Here is a 24933-nt window from a genome sequence, read left to right on the forward strand (position 1 = left end):
AAAAAGGTTTATACTAAATACTGATTAGTTGCCTCTGCATACATACTAAAATTTGATTGATTGAAGGAATTTCCATCCTCATTGCGTTTAAAATTGTCTAAATCAAATGGGAAGAAGATATCCAAGTCCTCTAAAATTCGAACATTTTTTGAAAATAGATGTTTATATTTATGTTTATCTTCTGGAGCTTCTAAAATATTCACAAGGGTTTGAAGACTTGCAATTACTTGATAAGATGTTTTTAATGTACTTAATTGCTGTGCTTTGTCGGGAGTGATCGTAAGCACCTTTAACCGTTCAAACTTATTTATTTCCTTATCTGAAAAATAGAAAGGAAATATCTTCGAGTAAAAGGTCTGAATCAGTTCATCAATTCTTTCCTCTTGTGTTGGTGTTGATGCAAAAACTACTTTCATGAAATGAGACACCCTCTTTGTTTCTATTATTACCACTAGTCTACCATATCCCACAAAACCATTTCTGTGGTAATTAAAACCATGATATGATGACTATGTCAAATTTAAACCTATTTTTTTATGTATACTTATAGAGAAGTAAAGGAGATTTTATATGATATTTGAAAAAAAGGGAGATTGGCTTCTGCTCAAAATCCCTCTACAATGGGAAGGATTATTAATTGAAGCATTCTTTTCAGAGGTATTGTTGGCATCAAAAAAACAAATTCATCTGTTTAAAATGGAGAAAAAGGTCCAGTTAAATAACCAAAATGTTCCTTGGAATACGATGCTCAAGAAGGAAGATATTTTAAAAATAAAACTATTTCAGCCACAACCAAATGATATCATTCCGACCTATATGGATTTATCAATCCTTTATGAAGATGATTTTCTGCTCGTTGTTAATAAGCCAGCTTCTATTGATACACATCCACATTCTTCAGAAGATGCGTCTTCATTATTGAATGGAGTTGCCTACCATTTACTTTTGAATGGGGAAGAAAGACCGTTAAAGCATATACATCGCTTAGATCGGGATACAACTGGCTGTGTTTTGTTTGCTAAACACGATTTAATCGCAAACATGCTCGATTATATGTTACGGGAACGAAAAATTAAAAGAACCTATATCGCTCTTGTTCAAGGATTCTTATCACAAAAAAAAGGAACGATTAATAAACCAATAGGAAAGGATAGGCACCACGGAAGCCGAAGAAGAATATCAGAAACAGGACAAACGGCAATCACCCATTTTAAACGAATAAAACAATTGCCAAATGAAGGACTGACACTTATCTCGTGTTCATTGGATACAGGCAGAACCCATCAGATAAGAGTTCATTTAAGCTCCATTCATCATCCTCTTGCTGGCGATATACTATATGGCGGAAAACCGATTTTTAATCGACAAGCACTACATGCGGTAAAACTACAATTCATCCATCCTATCTCTAAGGAGGAAATAACTGTCTTTGCACCTCCATTAGACAAACAGCCAATTTTTCCTAATGCAAACTGGGAAGAAATTTTAAAGGAAACAAAGTAAAAAGGAAATGGGCCAAAAAAGCTCATTTCCTTTCCTTTTATACCTTTTATGTTGTTTTACGCATGCCGCGCATAATTAGACTTAAAATAAAGACTAAAATAACTGCACCAATAATACTTGGAATTATTGCAAAATCTGCAATTGATGGACCCCAATCTCCAAGAATTAATGATCCTAACCATGCACCAACAAAACCAGCTATAATATTTCCAATTACTCCACCAGGAATATCTTTACCAACGATTAATCCTGCTAACCATCCTATAATACCACCTATAATTAATGACCATAGAAATCCCATATATAACACTCCTTTTATTATAGTGTTTAATTTTTTAACATGAGATAGTGAGGAATCATGCTGCAGCTTATTATTTACCCGTACGGTTTTTTTTCACTATCTGCTTGTACTTATATTTACCACCCTTTGATTCTTTTAAACCTACTAAAAACATTCATTTTGTTAGGAAGATTTTGATAATATGTTTCAAAAAAAGATCTACACCATTTTATAATTTGGCATAGATCTTTTGTTCCTATTAAAATAAATAAAAGTGCAAGAAATTAAAAAATCACTTCATCTGGATTACTTCCAAGTCGTTCGTTCATATTTAATCGATCTATTTGATCCATTTCTACCAAGCTAAGTTGAAAATCAAATATCTCCGCATTTTCTTTTATTCTTTCAGGATGAATCGATTTTGGAATAATGATGTTTCCATTTTGGAGATGCCAACGTAAAATAACTTGAACTGGTGTCTTGCCATGTTTTTTTGCAATATAGTTAAGGGTTGGTTCATTTACTAATCGACCTTTAGCTATCGGTGACCAGGCTTCAATTTTTATCTCTTTTTGCTGACAGTACTCCCTTAATTTCTCTTGCGAAAGTCTTGGATGGAGTTCAATCTGATTAACGGTTGGAACCTCATTCGCATTTGCTAGCAAATGCTCTAAATGATGTTCCTGAAAATTACTTACTCCAATTGCCTTAACGACTCCTTCGTCATACAGTCTTTCAAGTGCTTTCCATGTTTCGACGTATTTATCTTTTCCTGGCCAATGAATTAAATATAGATCAAGATAGTCCAAATCCAATTTCTTTAAACTCGCTTCAAATGCGCGTAGTGTAGAATCATACCCTTGGTCTTCATTCCAAACTTTTGTGGTGATAAATAGAGAATCCCTCGAGATAACGCTTTCTTTTATCGCTTTACCTACCCCTTCTTCATTCTTATAAATGGCGGCAGTATCGATAGAACGATAGCCAAGTTCCAAAGCTGCTTTTACCGTTTGGATTACTGTCTCTCCTTCTTCTACTTTAAAGACGCCGATACCTAATTGAGGTATCTCTACTCCGTTATGTAGTTTCACTTTATGTTCGATGCTATTGACCAAACAAAACACCCCCAAAATCAGAATTATCCATATAATAACACTTATTTGAATACTTCTCTATAATTTTGATTTAACTTTTTCATATAAATACTCGTTCAATAACCTCTTCTTGCTTCTAACAACAAAAAGACTACTTCTTAATATATTTTTATTTTAAGATAAATAGAACGATTTTCTCCCACCATTTCCAAGGAAGCATGTTCTTTAACAGGATTGTACTTCTCGTTCCTTTCCCAATGACATAGCGCAATCTTGGATGCTTTGTTTGAGCGATCGCAACTACTTTTTTCGCTACTTCCATTGGATCTCCATCCTTTATTCTATTTCTTTGTAAATATGTATCCAATTGTTTCATGTATGAAAAATATGGAGAAGAAGACAAGGTAGATTTTACGGTTACCTTTTTTCCTGTAGTCCAAATATTAGTTTGAAAAGGTCCAGGTTCTACAAGAATTACCGGAATAGAAAAAGGAGCCAATTCTAATCTTAAGCTCTCACTCCATCCTTCTAATGCAAATTTAGAAGAGACATATGGTGATAAACCTGGAAATCCAATTTTTCCACTTATACTACTCATATTAATAATCATTCCACTCCCTTTCTCTCTCATGAAAGGAAGTACACATTGCGTTACACGAATTGCCCCCAAAAAATTTGTTTCCATCTGAAGCTGATATTCATTAATCGGAATTTCCTCCGAAAAACCACCTCCAGCATAGCCAGCATTATTTATCAATAAATCGACTTGTCCAATATCCTGCAACATTAACGTTAAGTTCTCTACCGATTGGGCAGAAGTAATATCCAAAGAGGTGATCTTAATATTGGATATTACCCCTAATTTTGTTGCAGTATCGATTAATTGTTTACCTTTGTTCCTATCTCTCATTGATGCTATAACGATATATTCTGATTTTGCAAATTCTAGTGCCATTAATTGACCAAATCCACTGTTTGCTCCTGTTATTAAGACTACTTGCTTCTCCACTTTTTCACCTTTTTCTTCCTTTATATTACATCCATTATTCGCTTAATACTCATTTATTTTCTTGATATTCCTTCCTTAATATGGACATCATATAAATTGATTGGTAATTATTATTTATTTTTATTGCTTCTCGTTGTAATCCCTCTATCTTAAATCCCTCTGATTCATATAGAGATTTTGCACGGAAGTTGTGATCTACTACCTCGAGCCATAATCGATTTGCATGCATGTCAGTAAAAGCCCATTGTTTTATTAAGTGCAACATTTTTCTTCCATATCCTTTTCCTTTTTCCGAAAAAGCAATTCTTTTTATTTCTATGCTATCATTTTCATCTTCCAATCCATTTATTAGAACATAGCCAACTGGTTTATTCGATAATCTTTCGATAACAAGTAAATGTAATATATTAGGATTATCTGTAAGCGCCCTTTTATGTTCCTGTAAGGACCATTGTAATATATAAGGACTATTAGTAGGATCTTTTTCTGTTTTTCGCACATAAGTTAATTCTGTCTCTTGTGTTTTTCGAATAAGAATCGTTTCATCGATTAACACGGTACCTCCTCCTTCCTAGGAATTATGTTATTACTATATTCTAGAATAACAAATTGGACACGGTTGTTTGCAAAGCAGAAACGGAAGGTAATATCACTAAAAATGTTAAATTAGTGCAAACTTTGTAAATATGTAAGGCTATTTTCTTAAAATTTCGTAAATCAAATATTAAGATTTTGTAAATTTATTAAAAAAACACTAGGCTATTCGACAAGTTTCCTATAAAATATGTAAGGCTTAGTCATAATTTGTTATATATTAATGGAGGTAACCGCAATGGTTTTTAAAAAACAAGATAAGTTTGCTGTTATGTTAAAAAATATCGCTTCAAATTTAAAAGAAGGAGCAGACTTTTTTGCTGACTATAAATTGACAAATGTTAGCGATTTAAAAACTTTTTCTGAAACAATGAAAGAAATCGAAACAAAAGGTGATACATATGTTCATGAAGTAATCACTGAATTAAATAAAGCATTTATTACACCGATTGAAAGAGAAGACATACTAGCTCTTACGATGAGTATGGATGATGTATTAGATGGTTTAGAGCATACTGCAGCACTATTTGAAATGTACAATATTATTAGTGCAGATGAATATATGCTTCGCTTTGTGGAAGAAATAAAGAATTGTGCAGTTGAAATTGACAAAGCAGTAGACCTACTTACAACAAAGAAATTACCTAAAATTAGAGAGTATGCTATTAGAATTAAAGATCATGAATCAAAATGTGATGGCATTTTACGACAATCTATTAAAAATCTGTTCTCTGTAGAAAAAGATCCAATTCGCATTATCCAATATAAAGAAGTTTATGAAAATCTTGAGGAGATTGCAGATTACTGTCAAAGTGTTGCAAACACACTTGAAAGTATTATTATGAAGAACGCGTAAGGAGTCTTTTTCCAATGAATACATTATTAATACTTACTATATTAATCGTTGTCTTTGCATTAGCATTTGACTTTATCAATGGCTTCCATGATACAGCCAACTCCATTGCGACTGCAGTGTCAACAAAAGCATTAAAACCAAAGCATGCGATTATTATGGCAGCATGTATGAACTTTGTTGGTGCAATGACATTTACAGGCGTTGCAAAAACAATTACAAAGGGGATTGTAGACCCATTTGCTTTAACAAATGGTTCACTCGTTATCCTTGCTGCATTGATTTCTGCAATTATATGGAATTTGGTTACATGGTATTTCGGAATACCAAGTAGCTCATCCCATGCAATTATTGGGTCAATCGCTGGAGCTGCTATTGCTTCATCTGGATTCTCATCGCTTAATTATACTGGTTTTATTAAAATTATTGAGGCATTGATTCTCTCACCAATCATCGCCTTTGTTGTTGGATTTATCATATACTCCATTTTTAAATTCTTCTTTAGGGATTTAAATTTAACAAAAACAAATAGACGGTTCCGTTATTTTCAAATATTCACAGCAGCATTGCAATCTTATACACATGGAACTAATGACGCTCAAAAAGCAATGGGAATTATCACAATGGCATTATTAGCTAATAATTATGTTTCAACTGGTGATGTGCCATTTTGGGTGCAATTAGCATGTGCTACTGCAATGGGACTCGGAACTTCTGTCGGTGGATGGAGAATTATTAAAACAGTTGGTGGAAATATTATGAAAATCCGACCAGTAAATGGCGTTGCAGCTGATTTATCAGGGGCAATGATTATTTTCGGATCAACTTTAATTCATCTTCCAGTTAGTACAACCCATGTTATATCTTCTTCTATTCTTGGTGTTGGATCAGCACACCGCTTAAAAGGGGTTAAATGGGGAACAGCACAACGAATGATTATTACATGGGTAATTACATTGCCAATTTCAGCAAGCATCGCTGCAATTTGTTACTACATTCTTCATTTCTTTTTTTAATAAAAAAATTTAGTACTATAACTAAAGCAAAAAAGCATCTTTACCCTTCGCGTAAAGATGCTTTTTTTATTTTAAAGTGTAAGTAATCTCTCTGTAACCTTTCTAATAAGTAAAGGCAAAGTTTGAAAAGTATAGGGTTTATATACTCTTTCCGTCCATTTATGTCCCCCTTTTCCATATACACCAATGTTAAGAGCAGGAATATTTAGACTCTGCATTTTTCCCAAATCTAATGGAAATAATTCATTCATTCCTGGAAAATTTGCGACCACTGTTTCAATCTCTGTTTGATTCCCATTAAATGCTAAGAAGCTACCGTCACATAAATAAGGGAAATACCCTCTTAACGGAAATACTTCCTTGTACTCCTCTTCCGCCTCTTGTAACACTTCTTCCAATACTTCTTTTAAATAAACGGACTGTTCATCCATTTGTAACGTATTAGATGGTAAGAATGGTGGAGCAAAAAACAGAATAACCCGAGGCTTCTTTTCTGGATCTAATTGCTGTAAGCCTTCTACTAGTTCAAAAGCTTTTAATCGATCATCTAAATCTTCCGGCAAGCGTTTTAGTAAGCTATTCAAGTGCTTTTCTGGTTCTTCTCCATGCTCCTTTAAATACTCTATATATTCTTGAATTGTCATCACATCTGTTTTCCAGTTAATCGACCGTTCTGGGAGATAATTCGCTTTGCAAAATGCAGTGTAGTTATTCGCTAATTCGTTCTCTATCTTTACACATGCTGTTTGGGCGATCCTTTTTAAGGAGACTAATACATCACTTGGTGTTTTTTTGTAAATAAAATAATTAAAATACATTCTGATACTAACAGGTGTTTGAACATTATAGCTTTGCTTACTCTCTTTCATAAACAAGCAGCTAGGCGGTAGGACTAATTCATTATCCAGCTTTTCTGCTAGAGAAAAATTTTGATTAATGCTTCTATTAATCTCTGAAGCAATGAATGTCGGGTCAATCCCAAGCAAGCTTTCGCCAACATGTGCCTCTCTTCCTAAAATAGAAAAACAGGGCAATAACTTTCCTGCTCCCCCACAATATACATATTTTGTTTGATCTCCATTATATAAAGGCGAAATGAAATCATTATTAATAGCAGCCACATAGGATAATCCTCTTTCTTGTTGAAGACGAACGAGTTCATCTAAAGCTCCTCTAATGCCAACATGTTGATTCTCCTCATCGGCATTGAATAAGATTAGAATATTTCCATCAAGCTTTTCTCGATGATTCATGTAATAGAGAAGATTCGCTAGATGAATACTTATTCCACTTTGCATATCAAGAGAACCTCTCCCAAACATCCAATCTCCGCTTCGGGCATCGTTTCTAGCCTCTTCATCCCCATCATAGCTTTTAAAAAATGCTGCTAGTTTATCCGGATCATGAGCAATGTCCTTTAGCTTTCCATAATCTTCTATCCCTACAGTATCTACATGTGCATGGTAAATCACCGTTTCTTTTTTATTTGAATTGCCTTGTAATAAAGCCCATACATTTATCCGTTCATCCCCTTCTATGTCCTGCTTCCATACATAATCTGGATATGCCTGAAAATAAGGAAAGGAGGCAATTATTTCATATAAATAGTTAGCCTTGTCTAATTCTCCTTCTGTTCCACTATAGCTTTCCATTTCAATAAGTCTTTTTGTCAAAAATTCTACTTGTTGTGCCAATGTTAAAGATGCCAATTGATTATACATACCTTCATCCCCTGGTTTTTCTTTAGTTTTAAGTTTATTGCTATTCTATCTATCTGACAACCTATTTTTCTGTCTATTCAAATTATTATATATAATAGTAGACTCTCTTATTAAAATATTTTTCCCTTCCACATACCCCCTTCTATTTTTCTTCTTTTTCACATAGATATGAATAAAATGGACAAGAAAAGTTAGGATGATGTTTAGTGATGGAAAAAATCGCTGCCATTTTTGTCGGGAGCTTACTAATAGGCATTGGGGTTAATGGGTTTTTAGTGCCTCATCATCTTCTAGATGGAGGTATTATTGGAATTGGGCTTATCCTTCATTATCACTATGACATTCCAACAGGTCTTTCGATGATGATTTTAAGTTTACCCTTGTATATACTTGTTTGGTTTTATAATAAGGATTATTTCATTTATGGAATTTTCGGATTTCTTACTTCTTCTTTTTCTATTGACGTACTTTCTTTTTTACGAGAAATCTTCTCGCTAAATCTTGTATTAAGTGCTATTCTCGGTGGAGTAATTATTGGAGTTGGGATTGGGGTTATGCTTCGATTTGAGACAAGCACCGGGGGAACAGACCTTCTTGCCCAAGTGCTTGCAAATATCCTATCCATTCATGTGGGAATCATCATCTTTTTAATAGACGGTATAGTTTTATTAAGTGGCTATAAAATTGTCGGTATTCCTACACTTATAGCCTCTTTTATGACTATTTTCTGTGTCGCTATCTTTACGACATTATTGTCAAAAAAGAAGATTTCCATCTAGTTTTGAATGGATATAAAAAAAATTAGTAGGAGAATCACCGTTCCCTATTCCTACTAATTTTTCAGATAAATTCCATAGCTATTTTTGCATGTTTTTATTTTTCAGGTCACAGCTTTCCATTGCCGCTAAAATTGTCCCTCTAAATTGATGCTGTTCTAACGTAGTGATTGCTTCAATCGTTGCTCCACCAGGTGTGCATACTTCATCTTTTAATACCCCAGGATGCTTGCCTGTTTCTAAAACCATCTTCGCAGCACCTAAAACAGATTGGGCAGCCAATTTATAAGCTTTATCTCTTGGAATCCCACTACGGACACCGCCATCTGCCAATGCTTCAATAAACATATACACATATGCTGGAGAAGAGCCGCTAATGGCTGGAATAGAATCCATTAAACTTTCTTCTACCAGTTCTACTTTTCCAAATGATGCAAACATATCTTTTATAAAAGCAATGTCCTTTTCGTTCATCCGATCATTTGCACAAAATACAGTCATCCCTTCTCCTACAAGGGAAGGAGTATTTGGCATAGAGCGAATAACCTTTATTTGCTTGGACATTTGAGATTCTATGTATGCTATATCAATTCCAGCAGCAACTGTAACAATGATTGTTTCTTCCTTCACATAAGAGGAGATTTCTTGTAACACCTCTCCATATAAATGTGGTTTAACCGCAACAATTAGAACATCCGCATAACTTGCTACTTGTTTATTATCCAAGGTAGTTTCTATTTGAAAAGCTTCCTTAACATTTTGTGCGCTCTCTGCCGACTTTGTGCTTGCCAAAATTTCTTCTCTCTTCGCAAAAGAAGATTGAAGCATTCCATTTACCATCGCCTGGGCCATTTTTCCACACCCAATAAAACCAACATTTCTTTTTTTCACTCTGATCTTCCTCTCTCGTTAGTCTCTTTACTTTTACATAGTACGAGAAGAAAATCAACCAATCCTTCTAATCGATTGAGTAAATAGAATAATTAACACATAATTTTTGGACCATTTTTCCTTTGATACCCCGGCTTGATCTGTTCCATTCTAATTGCTTCTTTCATACATAAATTTCCCTTCTCTGAATGAAATGATAGTAAACTAATCCCAAATTCAATCAATGATACAAGAATAATTTCCATTTCCATTCCATCTAGCTTTAATGTACAATCGTTGCTTGTTGTTACTTTCTCGCTTACCATTTCTAAAATGAATAGAATTCCTTTGGATGCATTTCTTATACTAAAATCCAACGCCTCTTTTATTAATAAAAGATTTTCCTCGGTTACGTATATTTGCTCCTTCACTATAAACCTCCTTCATACCTATTAAATTCTATTCTTATTGCGAAAATCATTTAACTATATAATCTGGAAGAAAAACTTCGTCTGGTGTTTTGGAAAAAATACTAGATATCTGTACTGCTTGTTCATAAGATAATCCTCGTTTGCCATTCTCAATTTGCCAATAATATGACTTTGTAATGCCTAGCTTATCAGCCATCATTTGATAGGTATAGCCGTATTGCTTTCTTATGATACGCAGTGTATTCCAATGCATTTTTTACACCCCATCTACCAATCATCTTTTTTCCTTTTATTAAAATTATACGTAAACCAGTAGTTTACTTCAATATAAAATTCCGTATTTGTTAACAAATATTCATCATTTACTGTTAGCTATTTGTTAACATATAATAGAGGTATCGAAATGAGGAGCTGATTCAGATGAATTTTTCAGAAAGATTGAGGTATTTACGTAAGTCAGCAAACATTTCTCAACAAACGCTTGGGGATGCAATGAATGTGACAAAGGTATCTATCTCAGGGTATGAAACAGGTAATCGAAAACCTGATACAGACACATTACAAAAACTTGCTGATTATTTTGATGTAAGCATTGATTATCTCCTTGGCCGCTCAGAGACAAAGGAAGCAAGAGCATCCTATCAAACGGCAGAAAAGGAAATTACGATAGAAGAAGCTTTACTCCTTTCTCAATTACAGAAATATCCATCTATGTATAATCATTTAATAACTGACCCAGAAAAAACGGTTCTTCAGCTGTATAGACTATGGAGTTTTTTAGAAGAAGAGAAGCAGAATAAAAACTTGTAAGAATATTGACCTTACAAGTTTTTATTTAATTCTTAACAAATTACTTATAAGAGCGTATAATATACATAATTCTCATAAGAAAGGTTGGTTTTTGTGACTACTCTAGCGAAAACAATTCCACAGCCATTAGTTCGTACTAATCAATGGATTATTTTTCTTTCTGTTTTACTTAGTTTATTTATGCAGCAATACTGGATTTTGCTTATTCCTCTTCTAGCAGGATTTTGCGGATTATTATTTCAATGGAATCCCATTATGAAACTAGCCAGCTTGTTTCTCCAAAAGCCAAGGAAGGAATACCGTCAAGAAGACTGGGATCAACAACAATTTAACCAAATAATTGCTGTAGTATGTTTGGCTGTTGGTTCTATTTCATTTTTCCTTAACTGGACCATTGTCGGCTACATCTTTACAATTATGGTTGGGGTCGCTTCTATCGTTGCCATCTTCGGATTTTGCATCGGTTGTTTTATCCGATTTCATTGGAAGAGATATCAATATAACCGCAGCCTGTAAATAGAAAATGCATAGGGATTCCATATAACTCAAATAGAATCCCTTCCTATTTTACAGACTTCTTTCTTTAATTTGCTTTTCTATCCTATGTTTGAATGTTTCTATAGATAGTCCTTCAGAATCCGCTTCTCCATACTTTCTTACATTTACTTTATTTTGTTCTTTTTCTTTATCCCCGAGTACTAATATATATGGTATCTTTTGCATTTGTGCTGCTCTGATTTTATACCCTAATTTTTCGTTGCTGTCCTCAATCTTCACTCTTATCCCCGCTTCCTTTAAAGCAGATTGAACTTCTAGGCAATAATCTAAGTGAACAGTTGAGACTGGAATAATTTCAACCTGTGTGGGGGCAAGCCAAACAGGAAAGGCACCTGCAAAATGTTCAATGAGTATTCCAAAGAATCGATCAATTGACCCATATATAGCACGGTGAATAACAACGGGACAGACTTTTTCATTGTTCTCATTTATATAAGCTAGGTTAAAAAGCTTTGGCATTTGAAAATCAAGCTGAATTGTTGCACATTGATGACTTCTTTTTAAAGCATCCTTTATATGAAAATCAATTTTCGGACCGTAGAATGCTCCATCTCCTTCATTAAGAATATATTCTATTTCAAGATGTTCTAAAACATTTTTTAATGCACCTTCTGCCAATTCCCAGATGTCATCCCCTTCCAACGAATCTTCTGGTCTAGTAGAGAGTTCCACAGTATAGGCAAATCCAAAAGTACGATAGACTTTATCAATTAATTGAAAGATGTTTTTTATCTCCTCTTCGATTTGATCTTCTCTTACAAACAGATGGGCATCGTCTTGGCAAAATGTACGAACACGAAGCATCCCGTTTAGTGCACCACTGTATTCATGACGGTGTACCTGACCAAATTCAGCTAATCGAATGGGCAAATCACGATAAGAATAGAGACTATTTTTGAATATAAGCATATGCCCCGGACAATTCATCGGCTTTAATGCAAATTTTTGTTCATCTACTTCGGAAAAATACATATTTTCATGGTAATGATCCCAATGACCTGATTGCTTCCACATTCGCTCATTCATCATCAACGGAGTCCTCACTTCTTCATAACTAGCCTCTCCTTGAAGATCTCTTGAAAATTGCTCTAATTCATTGCGAATAATTTGTCCTTTCGGTAAGTAAAACGGCATGCCAGGTGCCTCTTCTGAAAACATAAACAGCTCCAATTGTTTTCCTAGCTTGCGATGATCCCTTTTAGCAGCTTCTTCTATCATCTCTAGGTATTCCGCTAATTCCTGCCGACTCGAAAATGCAACTCCATATACTCGCTGCAATACTTCGTTCTCACTATCCCCTCTCCAGTAAGCACCAGATACACGCATTAATTTAAATGCTTTAATAAAACCTGTAGAGGGAAGATGAGTGCCACGGCATAAATCAATAAACTCTCCTTGTTGATAGAGGGAAATCGGTTCATTTTTTGGTATTGCCTCTAAAAGCTCCAGTTTAAACTTCTCCTCCTTTTCTTGAAAAAGCTCGTTTGCTTTCTCATATGATACCTCTTTTCGAATAAAGGGAAGATTTTCCTTGATAATTTTTTTCATCTCTGTTTCAATAGCTTCTAAATCATTGACCGTTAAACGATGGTCAAGCTTCATATCATAATAAAAGCCGTCCTCTACAACTGGTCCGATTGCAAGCTGAACATTCGGATACAATCTTTTCACCGCTTGTGCCATTACATGGGCGCTGGAATGGCGCATAATAGAAACACCCTCTCGGGAATCTATTGTTATAATAGACAAATGTACATCTTCCTCTATGCGATGACTTCTATCTACAATCCATTCGTCATTTATCTTTGCACCAACTGCTTTCTTCTTCAAACTTACACTTATAGACTCAGCAATTTCAGCGACCGTACTCCCCTTCGGAAAATCCTTGCTATTTCCATCTGCTAATACTACCTTAATCATTTTGTTCACTCCTCTTTTTGTTTTTGGGTATAAAAAAAACACTCATCCCTAAAGAAAGGGACGAGTGTCTTTACCCGTGGTTCCACCCAAATTCCCATGAAAAAACACAGTGGTTTTCTTATGGCTTGGTGCAGTAACGTTGCATAAACGATATTGACTACTTCTAGTTCACCAATATAGCTCAAAGGTGGTAAATTATTTCCCTTTGCTAGGAAGCTCTCACCTGTTCTTCCCTCTCTGATAACAGTAAAAATAATTCATGTCCTTTTCATTGCTTTATTATAAAATTGAAAACAAAAAACGCACTGATCCCGAAAGAAGGGACGAGTGCGTTTACCCGTGGTTCCACCCAATTTCCCATAAAAAAACATATAAAGGTTTTCTCATGGCTTGGAGCAATATCGCTTGCATCTACGGCATTGGATACTAGTAGGTTCCCCAATGCTGCTCAAAGGTGGTAAGTTACTTATTCTGCGTTAGGAAGTTTTCAGCAATTCTTCCCTCTCTGGAAACCGAAATAGTAGCCCATGTCCTTATCAAAGCTTTTAATAATCAATTTTTTAACATTCTATTATAGAATGGAAATATTTGCAACCATTATTTCATTAAAATTATTCACCTAAGAAAATATTTAGTATGTTTTTCCTTTATTAACAGAACCTTTTCAGCGAAAAAAACTATATGACAAATGTCATATAGTGAACATGACATGTATGTCTGCCAATATGTTTGGCTTATATTTATACTATAGATATCCATTAAGAGAAGGGAAGCTAAAAATGAATATAAAAAACTTAAAACAATTGAGAACTGCTGTAGCACCCTTTGAGAAATCCACTGTAAAGATAAGTGTCTGGCAGCTCGTAAATACTATTCTGCCCTTTGTCATACTATGGGTTGCAGCATACAAAAGCTTAAGTATTTCTTATATTTTAACCTTTGCAATCGCGATAGCAGTAGCAGGATTTTTAGTTAGGATTTTTATCATTTTTCATGACTGCTGTCACTTTTCTTTCTTTAAGAACCGTAAAGCAAATAAGATTTTAGGGACTATTACGGGAATCTTAACATTATTCCCTTATAGTAAATGGCAGCATAGCCACTCTATTCATCATGCAACAAGCAGTAACCTGGATAAACGAGGAGTCGGCGATTTATGGATGATGACAATAGAAGAGTATGAAAATGCCTCTTTGTTGCTAAAAATCAAATATCGCTTGTACCGCAATCCGTTCATTATGTTTATATTAGGGCCTATTTATGAATTTCTTTTAGCAAATCGATTCAACCGTAAAGGGGCTAGAACGAAGGAAAGACTAAATACGTATATAACGAATATTTCGATTGTGTTGTTAGCTGTGCTTCTTGGAAGTACGCTTGGGTGGTCTTCTTTCTTGCTTGTACAGCTACCAATCTTTCTAATATCCGGTTCAGTTGGAGTTTGGCTGTTTTATGTGCAGCATACTTTTGAAGACACTTACTTTGAAGAAGATAAAAATTGGGATTATGTAAAGGCTGCCGTAGAAGGAAGCTCTTTCTACCACCTTCCAAAATGGATGCAATGGCTGACTGGCAATATTGGCTACCATCATGTGCATCATTTAAGTCCAAGGGTTCCTAATTACAACTTAGAACAGGTCCATAAACAGACAGAGCCTCTACAGAATGTTCCAACCATAACACTAGCAAGCAGTCTTCGCTCTTTAAAATTCCGTCTGTGGGACGAAAAAGACAAAAAGTTTATCAGCTTTTATGAATGGAAAAAGCAGAAGAAATCCCTTTCCATGTCCGCAAGATCTGAAATGCCCTAAAAGAAAGTTCATCTGTCGGGTCTGAAGAATAAAACAGAAATATTTCGTTTGCTTTATGAACTATCTGAGCAGCAATTAGAAGGGATTAATACCATTAATTGCTGCTTTGTTTATGTTAAAATGGATAAATAACAGTTAATAAAACGAGGTCAGAATCTGATGATAAAAAGATTAGAAGTGTTAAAAAAAAGCACCGGCATATCTCCTTATATTTGGACATTGCTTACCATTTTGCCATTTTACTTTATATTCCATGCTTCTTCAGCAGTTGATGTGATTTCTGGCATCATCCTGACCATCTTATTTTTTCTTTTTTATAGAATCGCTTATCTTTCAAAAGGCTGGACAATCTATTTATGGCCTTCCTTATTAATTGGGATATCCACCTTTGCCATTTATACATACAGCTATGTATATTTTTCCTTTTTTCTTTCCTATTTTATCGGCAATATAAAAAAACGGATTCCCTTTTTCATCCTTTACTTTATCCACTTGGCAGTTACTACATTTGCCATTTACTTCAAAATTATACTAGGTGATCCTTTGCTGATAAAACAGCTTCCCTTTGTGCTGATTATCTGGTTTGGCGTAATTTTATTGCCCTTGAATATTCAGAACCGTAAAGAGAAAGATCAGCTGCAGGAACAATTGGAAGATGCGAATAAGCGTATATCTCATTTAGTTAAACTGGAGGAAAGACAGCGAATTGCCAGAGATCTTCATGATACACTTGGCCAAAAGCTTTCCCTGATCGGTTTAAAAAGTGATTTAGCCAGAAAACTAGTGTATAAGGATCCGGAACAAGCTCGCTTAGAACTGAAAGATATTCAGCATACTTCAAGATCAGCGCTAAACGAAGTCCGAAAAATGGTCTCTGAAATGCGTGGCATAAAATTAAAAGACGAGCTCCTTCTTGTAAAAAAAATAGTAGAAGCAGCTGAAATTAACCTGACGTGCGATATAGCTTCCAATCTAAGAATATCATCCATTGCCGAAAATATTATAAGCATGTGCTTAAAAGAAGCTGTTACAAATGTTGTTCGACATAGCCATGCAACAGCTTGCTCTATAAGCATCCACCAAAATAATAAAGAAACAATTATGGAAATCAAGGATAATGGAACCACTCCTTTTAAGGAAGAAGATGCTCACAATGGTAACGGACTAGCAGGCATGAGAGAAAGATTGGATTTTATCAACGGTACGATAGAGATTACCTCGAAAGCGGGAACGATAGTAACAATAGCCGTTCCGCGGGATGGAAAAATAATAGAAAGGGAGGAGTTATTATGATCCGGATTGTTATTGCCGAAGATCAACGCCTTCTTTTAGGTGCACTGGGATCATTGCTTGATTTAGAAGAGGATATCACGGTTGTCGGCAAAGCAAACAATGGGGAAGAAGCCATTCAGCTAGTCAAAGAAAAAAATCCTGATATTTGTGTAATGGATATAGAGATGCCTGCTAAAACTGGATTAGAAGCAGCTGAAGAACTTATGAGCCACCCATGCAAAGTCATTATATTAACTACCTTTGCTAGAACTGGTTATTTTCAGCGTGCATTAAAAGCTGGTGTATCAGCTTATTTGCTCAAGGACAGTCCAAGCGACGATTTAGCAAATAGCATCCGCAGTGTGATGGAGGGAAGAAGAATTTACGCTCCAGAATTAGTCGATGATGTTTACAAAGAAGAAAATCCCCTTACCGAACGGGAAAAAGAGGTTCTTATGCTAGTTGCGAATGGCAAAAATACAAAAGAAATCGCTCAAGAACTATCTATTAAAACAGGAACCGTGCGAAACTATATCAGTATGATATTAGACAAACTTGAAGTAAAAAACCGAATAGAAGCCATCACCAGATTTAAGGAAAAAGGATGGTTTAAATAGAATAGGACTGGGAACTAAGTCGTTTCATTGCGCTACAGACGCACGATGCGCCGGGGAGGAAGCTTAGCCTCCCTCGTCACTACGTTTAGGCCACTGAAAAAGTCTAGTTCCCCAGATTAAATGAGGTAACCGCATAATAGTTCGTGTTTATTTCAGTTAAAATGCTGATATCCCAGCCTCTTTTTTGTTCATGTTTTTCGCAATCTTAAATAATGGTAAAGATAGCGAACTCTAAATTTAATTGATTAAAAACTTAGACAGTTCATTTTCACGCTTATCAAGCATAATCTGTTCAGGCGTTATTCCCTGCTCACGTAGTACTTCAATATTCTGTACAATGAAGTCATCACTTCCAACAATATAGAAGTGTCCATCCTTGTCTGCAGCAAGATTTTTCACTTCTTCATAATAGTCCTTACGATTATCGACGAACTGAGCGCTGAAGTTCTTTTCAGGTGCAGATTTAAAAATATCAGTGAATAAGAAAGCTTTTGATGAATCGATGTTCAAGGAATGAATTTGATTGATGTTGTCAGCACGCTTGAGATATTCAAGTACAAGTGATCTGAAAGTAGCCAGACCTACACCTGATGATAACAAGTAGACATTTTTGCTTTCTCTTTTAAGCGGTATATTTGATTGCGTTTTAAATATTGCCACTTCATTGCCAACTTCAAGATTTCTTAAAATCGATTTGAACTCAGAGCACTGCTCTTTAATACGCGTTGTAATACCAATTGCATCTTCATCCGGTAAAGAAGAGATTGACATATGGCGAACAAGGCTGCGGTTTGGTTTGTCTCCGGCATTAAAACCTTTTAGTGCAAAATGAGTATAGGACCCTTCCTCCCATGTAAAGTCTTTTGGACAGTCGAGCAAGTAAGTTTTTACCTCAGGTGTTTCCTCAATAATCTTATTTATTTTCGTCCAGTATATTTGCATTATATATTCTCCTTGCTCCATTATTAGTATTGTATTATCTACTATACAACAAATGATAATTATTCTCAATTAAAAAGATTAATAATTTCAGAAAACTTTATAAAGTAATTTATTTCTCTAGATGCAAAAATCCTTACCTGTATTTAATAAATCTTAACAGGTAAGGATTGGAACAATTAGGAATAATATTAATTCTTCACTGCATGTACATAGTGAACGGTTTCGAATGCTTGTAGATTATCATTTCGATTAGAAAAATACTGATTTTGAATATCTTGTGGTGATAAATGCTCATAAATTAATAATTGTTCATTAGCAAGTAATTTTTCTAATTCTGAAAGGGAGGATGCAAATTTCATTGGTTCTCCAGCAGCTCGAGCCATCTGCACCATATTTTGTACACGATTGAAAATGCCAGGTTCCGTAAATAAACTTTTATCGGCAAAATCAAAAATAATAGAGCTCCCTCTTGGAAGGTCTTTAAAGAAGGCATGCATCAATTCCTGAAGCATCTCTTTTGTTAAATAGTAAGACACCCCAAGCAAACTAAAAACTGTTTTCTTAGAAAAGTCAAATCCTGCAGCGACTAGTTTTTCTAACGAAAGCTCCTTCGTGAAGTCCATCGCTACAAATTTTAAACGGGAAGGTATTTCATAGCCTGCTTGATCTAAGCGCTCTTTTTTAAAATTTTGAGTTGATTGGTGGTCAATTTCATATACAGTAACATTTGGTAATGAATCGTAACGCCAAGCAAAAGTATCTAAACCTGCACCCAGAATGACGTATTGCTCAACCCCAAGTTGGCATTCGTTCAATACAACATTTTCTGCGTATGCAGCTCTCGCAAGTGGTGTTGGTGCTAGTTGAATTTGTGTTACCCACTTTAATATTGCTTCATGATTCCCTTTTAATTTTTCAGCCATTTCTGCACTAAAATAAGGAATGCCGTTGGACATATTTTCTGAAATGGATTGATATTCTGCTGATGATAAGAAATCTTGTGCTATATAATCATGGAATATAATCGGATTATCCTCTTTCACATGATATGCTCGACTAAATGCAGAAACTAAAGAAGTTAAACTGAATTCATCATTCTTCATTGTTACCACTCCAATAAAAAAAAGATTCCCCTGGCCAGGAGAATCTTATTATATCAGCAATATTTATTATTGTGAATTATAGCACAAATTGATTTTTTTGTCAAATATTTCAACTCTTTTTTTCTGCTAATTTTCTACTAAACTACCTTTAAAGCTACCCAAGCAAAGAACTAGTAAAATAAGCGTTAGCTCTTAAATCGAACCCCAGCTCTCCTCAGATGACTTTCTCTTTAAACAAACGACTGAAAGCCTTATCAGTAGTATTGATTTTTTCCACCATTGTTTCCATCCAATAATTTTATTAAAGTGCAATCAGTGAGGCAATGGTCATTATGATGAATACAAAAGAAGCGGTAAACCATATTGTATTTTTGGTTATATTATCTTCCTCCTGTATTTTCTTTAGTAGTGAAACAAGATTTAAACAGAAAATAATGCAATAAACTGGTAATAAATAAAATCCAAAAATAGCAAAAAACTCTATCATTCATTCACATCCTTAACCTTCTATTCAATAATACTATTCATTATTAAACCACATGATAAGTTTAAATTTGGTAAAACAAATGTTTTTCATATTATCTAATCACTTTTCACTCTACTTAATATTACCAAATATTTACTTTTCCAAAAATGAACAATAATATTTGCTCTTCCAATTAGGTAAATCTTAACAGACAGAATCCATATCCCTCGCTTAATTAATAACCACTCTTTATAATAAAACCAAAAGGAGGAGTAGTAAATGGATTATATTAAATTAGGTTCTACTGGTTTAGAAGTCTCCCGTCTTTGTCTTGGTTGTATGAGTTATGGAGAACCCAATCGTGGTGGTCATGCTTGGACATTAACAGAAAACGAAAGTCGTCCATTTATCAAAAAAGCATTGGAGCTTGGCATTAATTTTTTTGATACTGCAAACGTCTACTCTGATGGGTCAAGTGAAGAAATTGTTGGACGTGCATTGCGTGATTTTACGAATCGTGATGATGTCGTTCTTGCTACAAAGGTACATGGCAGAATGCGTCAAGGCGCTAATGGTGCTGGCCTTTCCCGAAAAGCAATTATGAGTGAGATCGACAATAGTTTAAAAAGGCTTGGTACCGATTATGTCGATCTCTATCAAATACATAGATGGGATTATGAAACTCCAATTGAAGAAACAATGGAAGCATTGCATGATGTAGTCAAAGCTGGGAAGGCCCGCTATATTGGTGCTTCCTCTATGTATGCATGGCAATTTTTAAAAGCAAATCATATAGCGGAAAAGAATGGATGGACTCGTTTCGTATCGATGCAAAATTATTTAAACCTGCTCTATCGCGAGGAAGAACGAGAAATGCTGCCCCTTTGTAAAGAAGAAGGGATTGGGGTCATTCCTTGGAGTCCAATGGCACGCGGCCGTTTAACTAGAGATTGGGAAGAAACAAGTACTCGTAAAGAAACCGATGAATTCGGAAAAACGTTATACTCCCACACTGAAGAAGCGGACCGTCAAGTAGTAGAACGAGTAAAAGCAATAGCAGAAAAACGCGGCGTACCTCGCGCGCAAGTTGCACTAGCTTGGGTATTACAAAAGGAGACTGTTACTGCACCTATTATTGGCGCAACTAAGCTCCACCATCTTGAAGATGCAGTTGCTGCTCTTTCATTAGAATTGACACAAGAAGAGATTGCTAACTTAGAAGAGCCATATATTCCCCATCCAGTGCTGGGATTTAAGTAATTAATAATAATAACCGGGCGTAAACAATTATGGACCGTCCGGTTATTTTATATTCAGCTACTCATGTTTTCATCCAATAAATCCATAACGATTCATTCTCATGACAAAGCCAGAGCTAAACTGATTTTCCCTTCTTGATAAAGACTCTTATCCTTCTTGTCTATACTGTAAGCAAGCAAGGAAATTATCGTAAATATTGCTTTAAATTGAGCGAGTTTTAACATATCCTCATCAACTTCCCCATAAATAGAGAAAAATTGCTTTCTACCTTCAATAGGAAACAGACTGTAAGCAATCGATAGATCAACAGCAGGATGACCAATATGTGTATCTCCCCAATCAATAATTCCCACAAGTTCTTTATCTTCATTAACAAGCATATTACGAATATGCAGATCACCGTGTGTAAGGACATGAACAGTCGGAACGGCTATATGTGTTATATTTTTTGCATAGTCCTCAGCTAATTGGAATAAAGGTATATTTTCATGTATCAGCAACTTCTTCATTGAATCGATTAAGTGGGATTTTCTTTTATCGATATGAAGTCGATCGAACTCATCATATGGGACATTCTTGAATTGCTCTGTTGAAAAAGAATGTAATTTATTTAAGAAAAGTGCTAATGGTTTTACCATTTGCATTCTTTCTTCATTCGTTACATCTTGTGGAGTATTTCCTGGTAAATGCTCATACCCTATGAAAACTAGTGAAAAATCCTGAGTTTCTGTACCTAAATAAATCGGCTTTGGAATTGGAAGTGGTAGTTTACCAGCAATTATTCGTAACAATGCCCATTCGCTTCGTAATAGCTTAACCGCAATTTCTCTTCTTGGAAATCGAAACGTATAACGATTATTGACGAGAAATATAGTATTATCAAATCCCTCTCCTATTTCTATAATAGAATGAACACTAATTGAAAACTGAGTCTCAATTAAATGAGAAGCTAGTTCCCTTGTTATCGTATATTCTGGATCCCATATATTTGGCATTAGACCACCTCCTCTCTAATCATTTTTTTACTACTAAAAAGCACATTTTAAAAAGATAAAAAAAGGATCTACCAAAAAGGTCTATCCACTGGGTTATGCTTATTTTTTTATGGTGATTTCTGGATTCTCTCTTTTTGTCTTTATAATAAACATCGATATTGCTTGGGCAACCGCAATACATCCCAAGATAATCCTAGTAAATGGATGATCAACAAGGACAGCACTAATGGCTAAGCAAATATAACAAGTAATGATGATTTTTATCTTTTGCTTTTTCGTTAACTCTCCTTTGCGAAATCCTTTGACATACTCATGATAGAAAGTTGTCGAACGAAACCATTTATTGATACGCTCAGAACCTCTTGTGTAAAAAAAGGAGGTTAATAATAAAAAAGGGGTAGTTGGCAACAAAGGTAAAAACACGCCAATAATCCCTAAAACTAAAAAGAGTGTCCCTAAAAATATATAGATCCATCGATAAATAGGCTTCATCTTTCGCTCCCCTTTCTACCGTTTTTAAGAAGAGTTACATATCCACTATCGTCTTTTTCTTTTCGCACCTCTAACAACAACATCTCTTAGACCAAAAAGAAGCATAATAACACCAGAGGATAAAAACTCCACCCTGAAAATATCCGTATTAAGGATTCCAGCTGCATATAGAACTATTCCGATAACATTAAGTAAAAGAATGATATTTACGATTTTCGTCATTTGCTTTCCTTTCTTGGATCAACATTCTATCCTATTCACGTCAATAAGTATTTACTATTTATGAATGAAACAATCTGTGTTACACTATTCTACTTCGCTATTTTACAATAAAAAAAAGGAAATAACTATGTATTCTTTTAAATTAGGGCAGAAAGAATGAATATACATCACCATTTTCCCCCTGTGATTAGGTTCATAAACATATTAAGAAGGAAACTGAATTATTTAGTTAAAAAATTCAGTTTCCTTAGAGTCTCTATAACTAATCTAGTTAATAAAGATTTCAGGATAATACTTAAAAAGCTATAGTACCATCTCCACCCTTTTTTCCATTCAATTAGCTTTGTTTTTCTTTCAGCCCATAATTCAATAAAATAAAAGGGAATGGTAAATAAAATCAATTTATAGAAAACAGCAAAAGGTTTATCTCTCTTCGTTAATTGGTTGTAGAAAACGGTAAATGTAGGATAAATTAAGAAGTCAAATAATATATGTATTCTAAATTTCTTGGGCAGAAAACGAACTGGATATCTAATTACTTTATGAGATGTTAAGATCATATCAACTATCCCATTTGTAATACCATTATACACAAAAACAATAATCCAATCCCTAATAGGGGGTTTTCTATATAAAATTGGCAGCAGGATCAGTAAATTTAGGATTAATAATCCCTTTAAAAATCGCTTCTCCATTTTATTTTTCTCCATTAAATAACCGCCTCTGCATTAATATGTGCTTCCTTAAGCAGTTTATTCCTTGCTATTGATTATCTGTATTAGTTACATAAGAATATGGCACACTAAGTTTTAAAAGGTGGTAAATTTAGATTTTGTTTATTTACCCTTATTTAACAGGGACAGAGAATACTACTTGTCCCTTCCCACAAAAAACACAACCCATATAATGAGTTGTGCTACATTTTCTTTATGCATACATCTGTCCTTCTTCCTCTTTTCGGAAGAAACTTGTCATCGCATTAAATACATCTGCTTTTTGTCTTAATAAGTAGTAACGGAACTTTTCATCTTGAATGTTTTTGTAAGCGGACATAAGCGTACTGTGCCGGTTGTATTGATTGACTTCCCCATATCCAAACATATTGGAAACTTCCATCAGCTCTTCTACTAATTTTACACATCTAGCATTATCTGACGTTAAATTGTCTCCATCTGAGAAATGAAATGGATAAATATTGAATCGACCTGGATCGTATTTATCATCAATCAACTCTAATGCCTTTCTATATACAGAGGAACAAATGGTGCCTCCACTTTCTCCTTTTGAAAAGAAATCCTCTTCCGAAACGACTTTTGCTTCTGTATGATGGGCAATGAATTCAATTTCTACTGTTTCATATTTGGTACGAAGAAATCTTGTCATCCAGAAGAAAAAGCTTCTAGCCATATACTTTTCCCATAAGCCCATCGAACCGCTTGTATCCATCATCGCAAGAACGACTGCCTTTGATTCTGGCTTTTGCACATCATTCCAGGTTTTAAATTTTAAATCCTCTGGATAAATGGGGTGAAAGGCTGGTGCTCCAGACATCGCGTTACGCTTAAATGCAGATATCATTGTTTTTTTCTTATCAATATTACCCATTAATCCTACTTTTCTAATATCATTAAATTCAATATTCTCCACGACAATTTGATCTTGCTCTTTTCGTTTTAAATTCGGCAATTCTAATTGCTTGAATAAGGCTTCCTCTAATTCCATTAAAGATACTTCTGCCTCAAAGTAATCTTCTCCTGCCTGATCTCCTGCTCCTTGCCCTTTTCCTGGGCCCTTTTGATTTCCAGATCCATCGCGTGCGACCACATCGCCAACCTGACTATCTCCATTTCCTTGCCCTACATGTTTGTTTTTGTCATAATTATATCGAATTTTGTATTCGTCCAACGAACGAATCGGAATTTTCACAACTTCTCTACCATTTGACATGACGATGTTTTCTTCTGTAATTAAATCAGGTAGGTTATTTTTAATGGCCTCCTGCACTTTTTCCTGATGACGTTGCTGATCATCATGGCCTTTGCGATGGAGGGACCAATTTTCTTGGGATATTACAAACTGATGTTTATTTGGTTTTTCCGTCATCTTACCCCTCCTAAAAATTTTTTATACTTTTTTTGCACGAATCAAGTGATTTTCGCATACACTAATTTGGGTATCACTATATCTTAATAAAGTGGTTACTCTATCATATGCAGATGGACGAAATAATTTACTAATAATTTCGATAATTTTACTTTTTTTAGAAATAGCGTCGTTTCATGTGTTCCTATTTCATGGCACATTATTCTCCCCAAACT

At 34.8% G+C, this 24933-nt stretch carries 27 protein-coding genes and 2 other annotated features; of the genes, 10 read left to right on the top strand and 17 right to left on the bottom strand.

Annotation, left to right across the window (positions count from 1 at the left end):
- Positions 1-8: 8 nt before the first annotated feature.
- Positions 9-416, bottom strand: coding sequence for a DUF5365 family protein (locus ACTQ5K_RS14965; RefSeq protein WP_441994032.1), 408 nt, complete (start codon positions 414-416; stop codon positions 9-11).
- A 154-nt stretch (positions 417-570) separates the two neighbouring features.
- Here ACTQ5K_RS14965 and ACTQ5K_RS14970 point away from each other — a divergent pair, with 154 nt between their 5' ends.
- Entirely contained in the window at positions 571-1503 is a 933-nt protein-coding gene (locus tag ACTQ5K_RS14970) for an RluA family pseudouridine synthase (RefSeq protein ID WP_235251763.1), read from the top strand.
- Between the two features lie 46 nt (positions 1504-1549).
- Here the strand turns inward: ACTQ5K_RS14970 and ACTQ5K_RS14975 are convergent, their stop codons facing one another.
- The 4 genes from ACTQ5K_RS14975 to ACTQ5K_RS14990 all read right to left on the bottom strand — a co-directional run bounded on the left by ACTQ5K_RS14975 (position 1550) and on the right by ACTQ5K_RS14990 (position 4442).
- A complete protein-coding gene (locus ACTQ5K_RS14975) occupies positions 1550-1804 on the bottom strand; it encodes a GlsB/YeaQ/YmgE family stress response membrane protein (RefSeq protein WP_031535725.1) in 255 nt (84 codons plus the stop codon).
- A gap of 263 nt (positions 1805-2067) precedes the next feature.
- The gene (locus ACTQ5K_RS14980; RefSeq protein WP_251628418.1) at positions 2068-2898 is read right to left on the bottom strand and encodes an aldo/keto reductase; all 831 of its coding nucleotides are present in this window, start codon (positions 2896-2898) and stop codon (positions 2068-2070) included.
- Between the two features lie 148 nt (positions 2899-3046).
- Positions 3047-3886 (bottom strand): SDR family oxidoreductase, encoded by an 840-nt coding sequence (locus ACTQ5K_RS14985; protein WP_441994033.1) that lies wholly within the window; start codon positions 3884-3886, stop codon positions 3047-3049.
- A gap of 49 nt (positions 3887-3935) precedes the next feature.
- Positions 3936-4442: a GNAT family N-acetyltransferase gene (locus ACTQ5K_RS14990; protein ID WP_441994034.1), complete on the bottom strand. Its 507-nt coding sequence runs from the start codon at positions 4440-4442 to the stop codon at positions 3936-3938.
- 276 nt (positions 4443-4718) lie between these two features.
- Between ACTQ5K_RS14990 and ACTQ5K_RS14995 the strand changes: the two genes are divergently transcribed.
- Together ACTQ5K_RS14995 and ACTQ5K_RS15000 are read left to right on the top strand one after the other, a co-directional pair.
- Positions 4719-5336, top strand: a complete 618-nt coding sequence (locus ACTQ5K_RS14995) for a DUF47 domain-containing protein (RefSeq protein ID WP_251628420.1) — start codon at positions 4719-4721, stop codon at positions 5334-5336.
- A 14-nt stretch (positions 5337-5350) separates the two neighbouring features.
- The gene (locus ACTQ5K_RS15000) at positions 5351-6349 is read left to right on the top strand and encodes an inorganic phosphate transporter (protein WP_031535733.1); all 999 of its coding nucleotides are present in this window, start codon (positions 5351-5353) and stop codon (positions 6347-6349) included.
- 71 nt (positions 6350-6420) lie between these two features.
- Here ACTQ5K_RS15000 and ACTQ5K_RS15005 read toward each other — a convergent pair whose 3' ends face one another.
- Entirely contained in the window at positions 6421-8070 is a 1650-nt protein-coding gene (locus tag ACTQ5K_RS15005) for a M20/M25/M40 family metallo-hydrolase (RefSeq protein ID WP_441131374.1), read from the bottom strand.
- 209 nt (positions 8071-8279) lie between these two features.
- Between ACTQ5K_RS15005 and ACTQ5K_RS15010 the strand changes: the two genes are divergently transcribed.
- On the top strand, positions 8280-8849 hold the full coding sequence (locus ACTQ5K_RS15010) for a YitT family protein (RefSeq protein ID WP_231512507.1): 570 nt from the start codon (positions 8280-8282) through the stop codon (positions 8847-8849).
- A 78-nt stretch (positions 8850-8927) separates the two neighbouring features.
- Here ACTQ5K_RS15010 and proC read toward each other — a convergent pair whose 3' ends face one another.
- The 3 genes from proC to ACTQ5K_RS15025 all read right to left on the bottom strand — a co-directional run bounded on the left by proC (position 8928) and on the right by ACTQ5K_RS15025 (position 10400).
- Positions 8928-9737: a pyrroline-5-carboxylate reductase gene (gene proC / locus ACTQ5K_RS15015; RefSeq protein ID WP_031535740.1), complete on the bottom strand. Its 810-nt coding sequence runs from the start codon at positions 9735-9737 to the stop codon at positions 8928-8930.
- Positions 9738-9829: 92 nt separating this feature from the next.
- A complete protein-coding gene (locus ACTQ5K_RS15020; protein WP_031535744.1) occupies positions 9830-10147 on the bottom strand; it encodes a hypothetical protein in 318 nt (105 codons plus the stop codon).
- A 46-nt stretch (positions 10148-10193) separates the two neighbouring features.
- Complete coding sequence (locus ACTQ5K_RS15025; protein ID WP_031535746.1) at positions 10194-10400, bottom strand: helix-turn-helix transcriptional regulator; 207 nt, start codon at positions 10398-10400, stop codon at positions 10194-10196.
- 167 nt (positions 10401-10567) lie between these two features.
- Between ACTQ5K_RS15025 and ACTQ5K_RS15030 the strand changes: the two genes are divergently transcribed.
- Both ACTQ5K_RS15030 and ACTQ5K_RS15035 read left to right on the top strand, forming a co-directional pair.
- Positions 10568-10957, top strand: a complete 390-nt coding sequence (locus tag ACTQ5K_RS15030; protein WP_441994035.1) for a helix-turn-helix domain-containing protein — start codon at positions 10568-10570, stop codon at positions 10955-10957.
- A gap of 93 nt (positions 10958-11050) precedes the next feature.
- Positions 11051-11473, top strand: a complete 423-nt coding sequence (locus ACTQ5K_RS15035; protein ID WP_441994036.1) for a DUF4395 domain-containing protein — start codon at positions 11051-11053, stop codon at positions 11471-11473.
- Between the two features lie 51 nt (positions 11474-11524).
- On the opposite strand, the gene thrS is transcribed toward ACTQ5K_RS15035, so the two are convergent.
- Positions 11525-13444, bottom strand: a complete 1920-nt coding sequence (gene thrS / locus ACTQ5K_RS15040) for a threonine--tRNA ligase (protein WP_441994037.1) — start codon at positions 13442-13444, stop codon at positions 11525-11527.
- A gap of 44 nt (positions 13445-13488) precedes the next feature.
- Positions 13489-13716, bottom strand: a binding site (T-box leader).
- Positions 13717-13751: 35 nt separating this feature from the next.
- Positions 13752-13984, bottom strand: a binding site (T-box leader).
- A 230-nt stretch (positions 13985-14214) separates the two neighbouring features.
- Between thrS and ACTQ5K_RS15045 the strand changes: the two genes are divergently transcribed.
- The 3 genes from ACTQ5K_RS15045 (at position 14215) to ACTQ5K_RS15055 (ending at position 17135) form a co-directional block, all read left to right on the top strand.
- The gene (locus ACTQ5K_RS15045; protein WP_441994038.1) at positions 14215-15246 is read left to right on the top strand and encodes a fatty acid desaturase; all 1032 of its coding nucleotides are present in this window, start codon (positions 14215-14217) and stop codon (positions 15244-15246) included.
- Positions 15247-15405: 159 nt separating this feature from the next.
- Complete coding sequence (locus ACTQ5K_RS15050; protein ID WP_031535753.1) at positions 15406-16539, top strand: sensor histidine kinase; 1134 nt, start codon at positions 15406-15408, stop codon at positions 16537-16539.
- Positions 16536-17135, top strand: a complete 600-nt coding sequence (locus ACTQ5K_RS15055) for a response regulator (RefSeq protein ID WP_441131364.1) — start codon at positions 16536-16538, stop codon at positions 17133-17135. Before ACTQ5K_RS15050 ends, ACTQ5K_RS15055 begins: the two co-directional genes overlap by 4 nt.
- 237 nt (positions 17136-17372) lie before the next feature.
- Here the strand turns inward: ACTQ5K_RS15055 and ACTQ5K_RS15060 are convergent, their stop codons facing one another.
- Together ACTQ5K_RS15060 and ACTQ5K_RS15065 are read right to left on the bottom strand one after the other, a co-directional pair.
- Entirely contained in the window at positions 17373-18077 is a 705-nt protein-coding gene (locus ACTQ5K_RS15060; protein WP_031535757.1) for an FAD-dependent oxidoreductase, read from the bottom strand.
- Positions 18078-18265: 188 nt separating this feature from the next.
- Complete coding sequence (locus tag ACTQ5K_RS15065; protein ID WP_031535759.1) at positions 18266-19180, bottom strand: class I SAM-dependent methyltransferase; 915 nt, start codon at positions 19178-19180, stop codon at positions 18266-18268.
- Positions 19181-19925: 745 nt separating this feature from the next.
- Here ACTQ5K_RS15065 and ACTQ5K_RS15070 point away from each other — a divergent pair.
- The gene (locus tag ACTQ5K_RS15070) at positions 19926-20906 is read left to right on the top strand and encodes an aldo/keto reductase (RefSeq protein ID WP_031535761.1); all 981 of its coding nucleotides are present in this window, start codon (positions 19926-19928) and stop codon (positions 20904-20906) included.
- Between the two features lie 98 nt (positions 20907-21004).
- On the opposite strand, the gene ACTQ5K_RS15075 is transcribed toward ACTQ5K_RS15070, so the two are convergent.
- The 5 genes from ACTQ5K_RS15075 to yhbH all read right to left on the bottom strand — a co-directional run bounded on the left by ACTQ5K_RS15075 (position 21005) and on the right by yhbH (position 24718).
- A complete protein-coding gene (locus ACTQ5K_RS15075; RefSeq protein ID WP_031535763.1) occupies positions 21005-21901 on the bottom strand; it encodes a phosphotransferase in 897 nt (298 codons plus the stop codon).
- A 99-nt stretch (positions 21902-22000) separates the two neighbouring features.
- Positions 22001-22393 carry a DUF454 family protein gene (locus ACTQ5K_RS15080; RefSeq protein ID WP_031535765.1) on the bottom strand — a complete coding sequence of 131 codons (393 nt, stop codon included), beginning with the start codon at positions 22391-22393 and terminating at the stop codon, positions 22001-22003.
- A 45-nt stretch (positions 22394-22438) separates the two neighbouring features.
- Positions 22439-22615 carry a hypothetical protein gene (locus ACTQ5K_RS15085; protein WP_155986735.1) on the bottom strand — a complete coding sequence of 59 codons (177 nt, stop codon included), beginning with the start codon at positions 22613-22615 and terminating at the stop codon, positions 22439-22441.
- A gap of 221 nt (positions 22616-22836) precedes the next feature.
- A complete protein-coding gene (locus tag ACTQ5K_RS15090) occupies positions 22837-23325 on the bottom strand; it encodes a CBO0543 family protein (RefSeq protein WP_031535767.1) in 489 nt (162 codons plus the stop codon).
- 217 nt (positions 23326-23542) lie between these two features.
- Positions 23543-24718, bottom strand: coding sequence for a sporulation protein YhbH (gene yhbH, locus ACTQ5K_RS15095; RefSeq protein WP_031535768.1), 1176 nt, complete (start codon positions 24716-24718; stop codon positions 23543-23545).
- Positions 24719-24933: the final 215 nt, after the last annotated feature.

The sequence above is a fragment of the Niallia sp. Sow4_A1 genome (assembly GCF_052116745.1).
Taxonomy (GTDB): Bacteria; Bacillota; Bacilli; order Bacillales; family Cytobacillaceae; genus Niallia; species Niallia hominis.

Excerpts from the sequence above, each read along its gene's own strand:
- yhbH (WP_031535768.1), bottom strand. The coding sequence starts at position 24,718 with ATGACGGAAAAACCAAATAAACATCAGTTTGTAATATCCCAAGAAAAT.
- ACTQ5K_RS14970 (WP_235251763.1), top strand. The coding sequence starts at position 571 with ATGATATTTGAAAAAAAGGGAGATTGGCTTCTGCTCAAAATCCCTCTA.
- ACTQ5K_RS15070 (WP_031535761.1), top strand. The coding sequence starts at position 19,926 with ATGGATTATATTAAATTAGGTTCTACTGGTTTAGAAGTCTCCCGTCTT.
- ACTQ5K_RS15075 (WP_031535763.1), bottom strand. The coding sequence starts at position 21,901 with ATGCCAAATATATGGGATCCAGAATATACGATAACAAGGGAACTAGCT.
- ACTQ5K_RS15000 (WP_031535733.1), top strand. The coding sequence starts at position 5,351 with ATGAATACATTATTAATACTTACTATATTAATCGTTGTCTTTGCATTA.
- ACTQ5K_RS14995 (WP_251628420.1), top strand. The coding sequence starts at position 4,719 with ATGGTTTTTAAAAAACAAGATAAGTTTGCTGTTATGTTAAAAAATATC.
- ACTQ5K_RS15050 (WP_031535753.1), top strand. The coding sequence starts at position 15,406 with ATGATAAAAAGATTAGAAGTGTTAAAAAAAAGCACCGGCATATCTCCT.
- ACTQ5K_RS15045 (WP_441994038.1), top strand. The coding sequence starts at position 14,215 with ATGAATATAAAAAACTTAAAACAATTGAGAACTGCTGTAGCACCCTTT.
- ACTQ5K_RS15055 (WP_441131364.1), top strand. The coding sequence starts at position 16,536 with ATGATCCGGATTGTTATTGCCGAAGATCAACGCCTTCTTTTAGGTGCA.
- ACTQ5K_RS15085 (WP_155986735.1), bottom strand. The coding sequence starts at position 22,615 with ATGACGAAAATCGTAAATATCATTCTTTTACTTAATGTTATCGGAATA.
- ACTQ5K_RS15060 (WP_031535757.1), bottom strand. The coding sequence starts at position 18,077 with ATGCAAATATACTGGACGAAAATAAATAAGATTATTGAGGAAACACCT.
- ACTQ5K_RS15025 (WP_031535746.1), bottom strand. The coding sequence starts at position 10,400 with ATGCATTGGAATACACTGCGTATCATAAGAAAGCAATACGGCTATACC.
- ACTQ5K_RS15065 (WP_031535759.1), bottom strand. The coding sequence starts at position 19,180 with ATGAAGAATGATGAATTCAGTTTAACTTCTTTAGTTTCTGCATTTAGT.
- ACTQ5K_RS15030 (WP_441994035.1), top strand. The coding sequence starts at position 10,568 with ATGAATTTTTCAGAAAGATTGAGGTATTTACGTAAGTCAGCAAACATT.
- ACTQ5K_RS15005 (WP_441131374.1), bottom strand. The coding sequence starts at position 8,070 with ATGTATAATCAATTGGCATCTTTAACATTGGCACAACAAGTAGAATTT.
- ACTQ5K_RS15010 (WP_231512507.1), top strand. The coding sequence starts at position 8,280 with ATGGAAAAAATCGCTGCCATTTTTGTCGGGAGCTTACTAATAGGCATT.
- ACTQ5K_RS14975 (WP_031535725.1), bottom strand. The coding sequence starts at position 1,804 with ATGGGATTTCTATGGTCATTAATTATAGGTGGTATTATAGGATGGTTA.
- ACTQ5K_RS15080 (WP_031535765.1), bottom strand. The coding sequence starts at position 22,393 with ATGAAGCCTATTTATCGATGGATCTATATATTTTTAGGGACACTCTTT.
- ACTQ5K_RS15090 (WP_031535767.1), bottom strand. The coding sequence starts at position 23,325 with ATGGAGAAAAATAAAATGGAGAAGCGATTTTTAAAGGGATTATTAATC.
- ACTQ5K_RS14965 (WP_441994032.1), bottom strand. The coding sequence starts at position 416 with ATGAAAGTAGTTTTTGCATCAACACCAACACAAGAGGAAAGAATTGAT.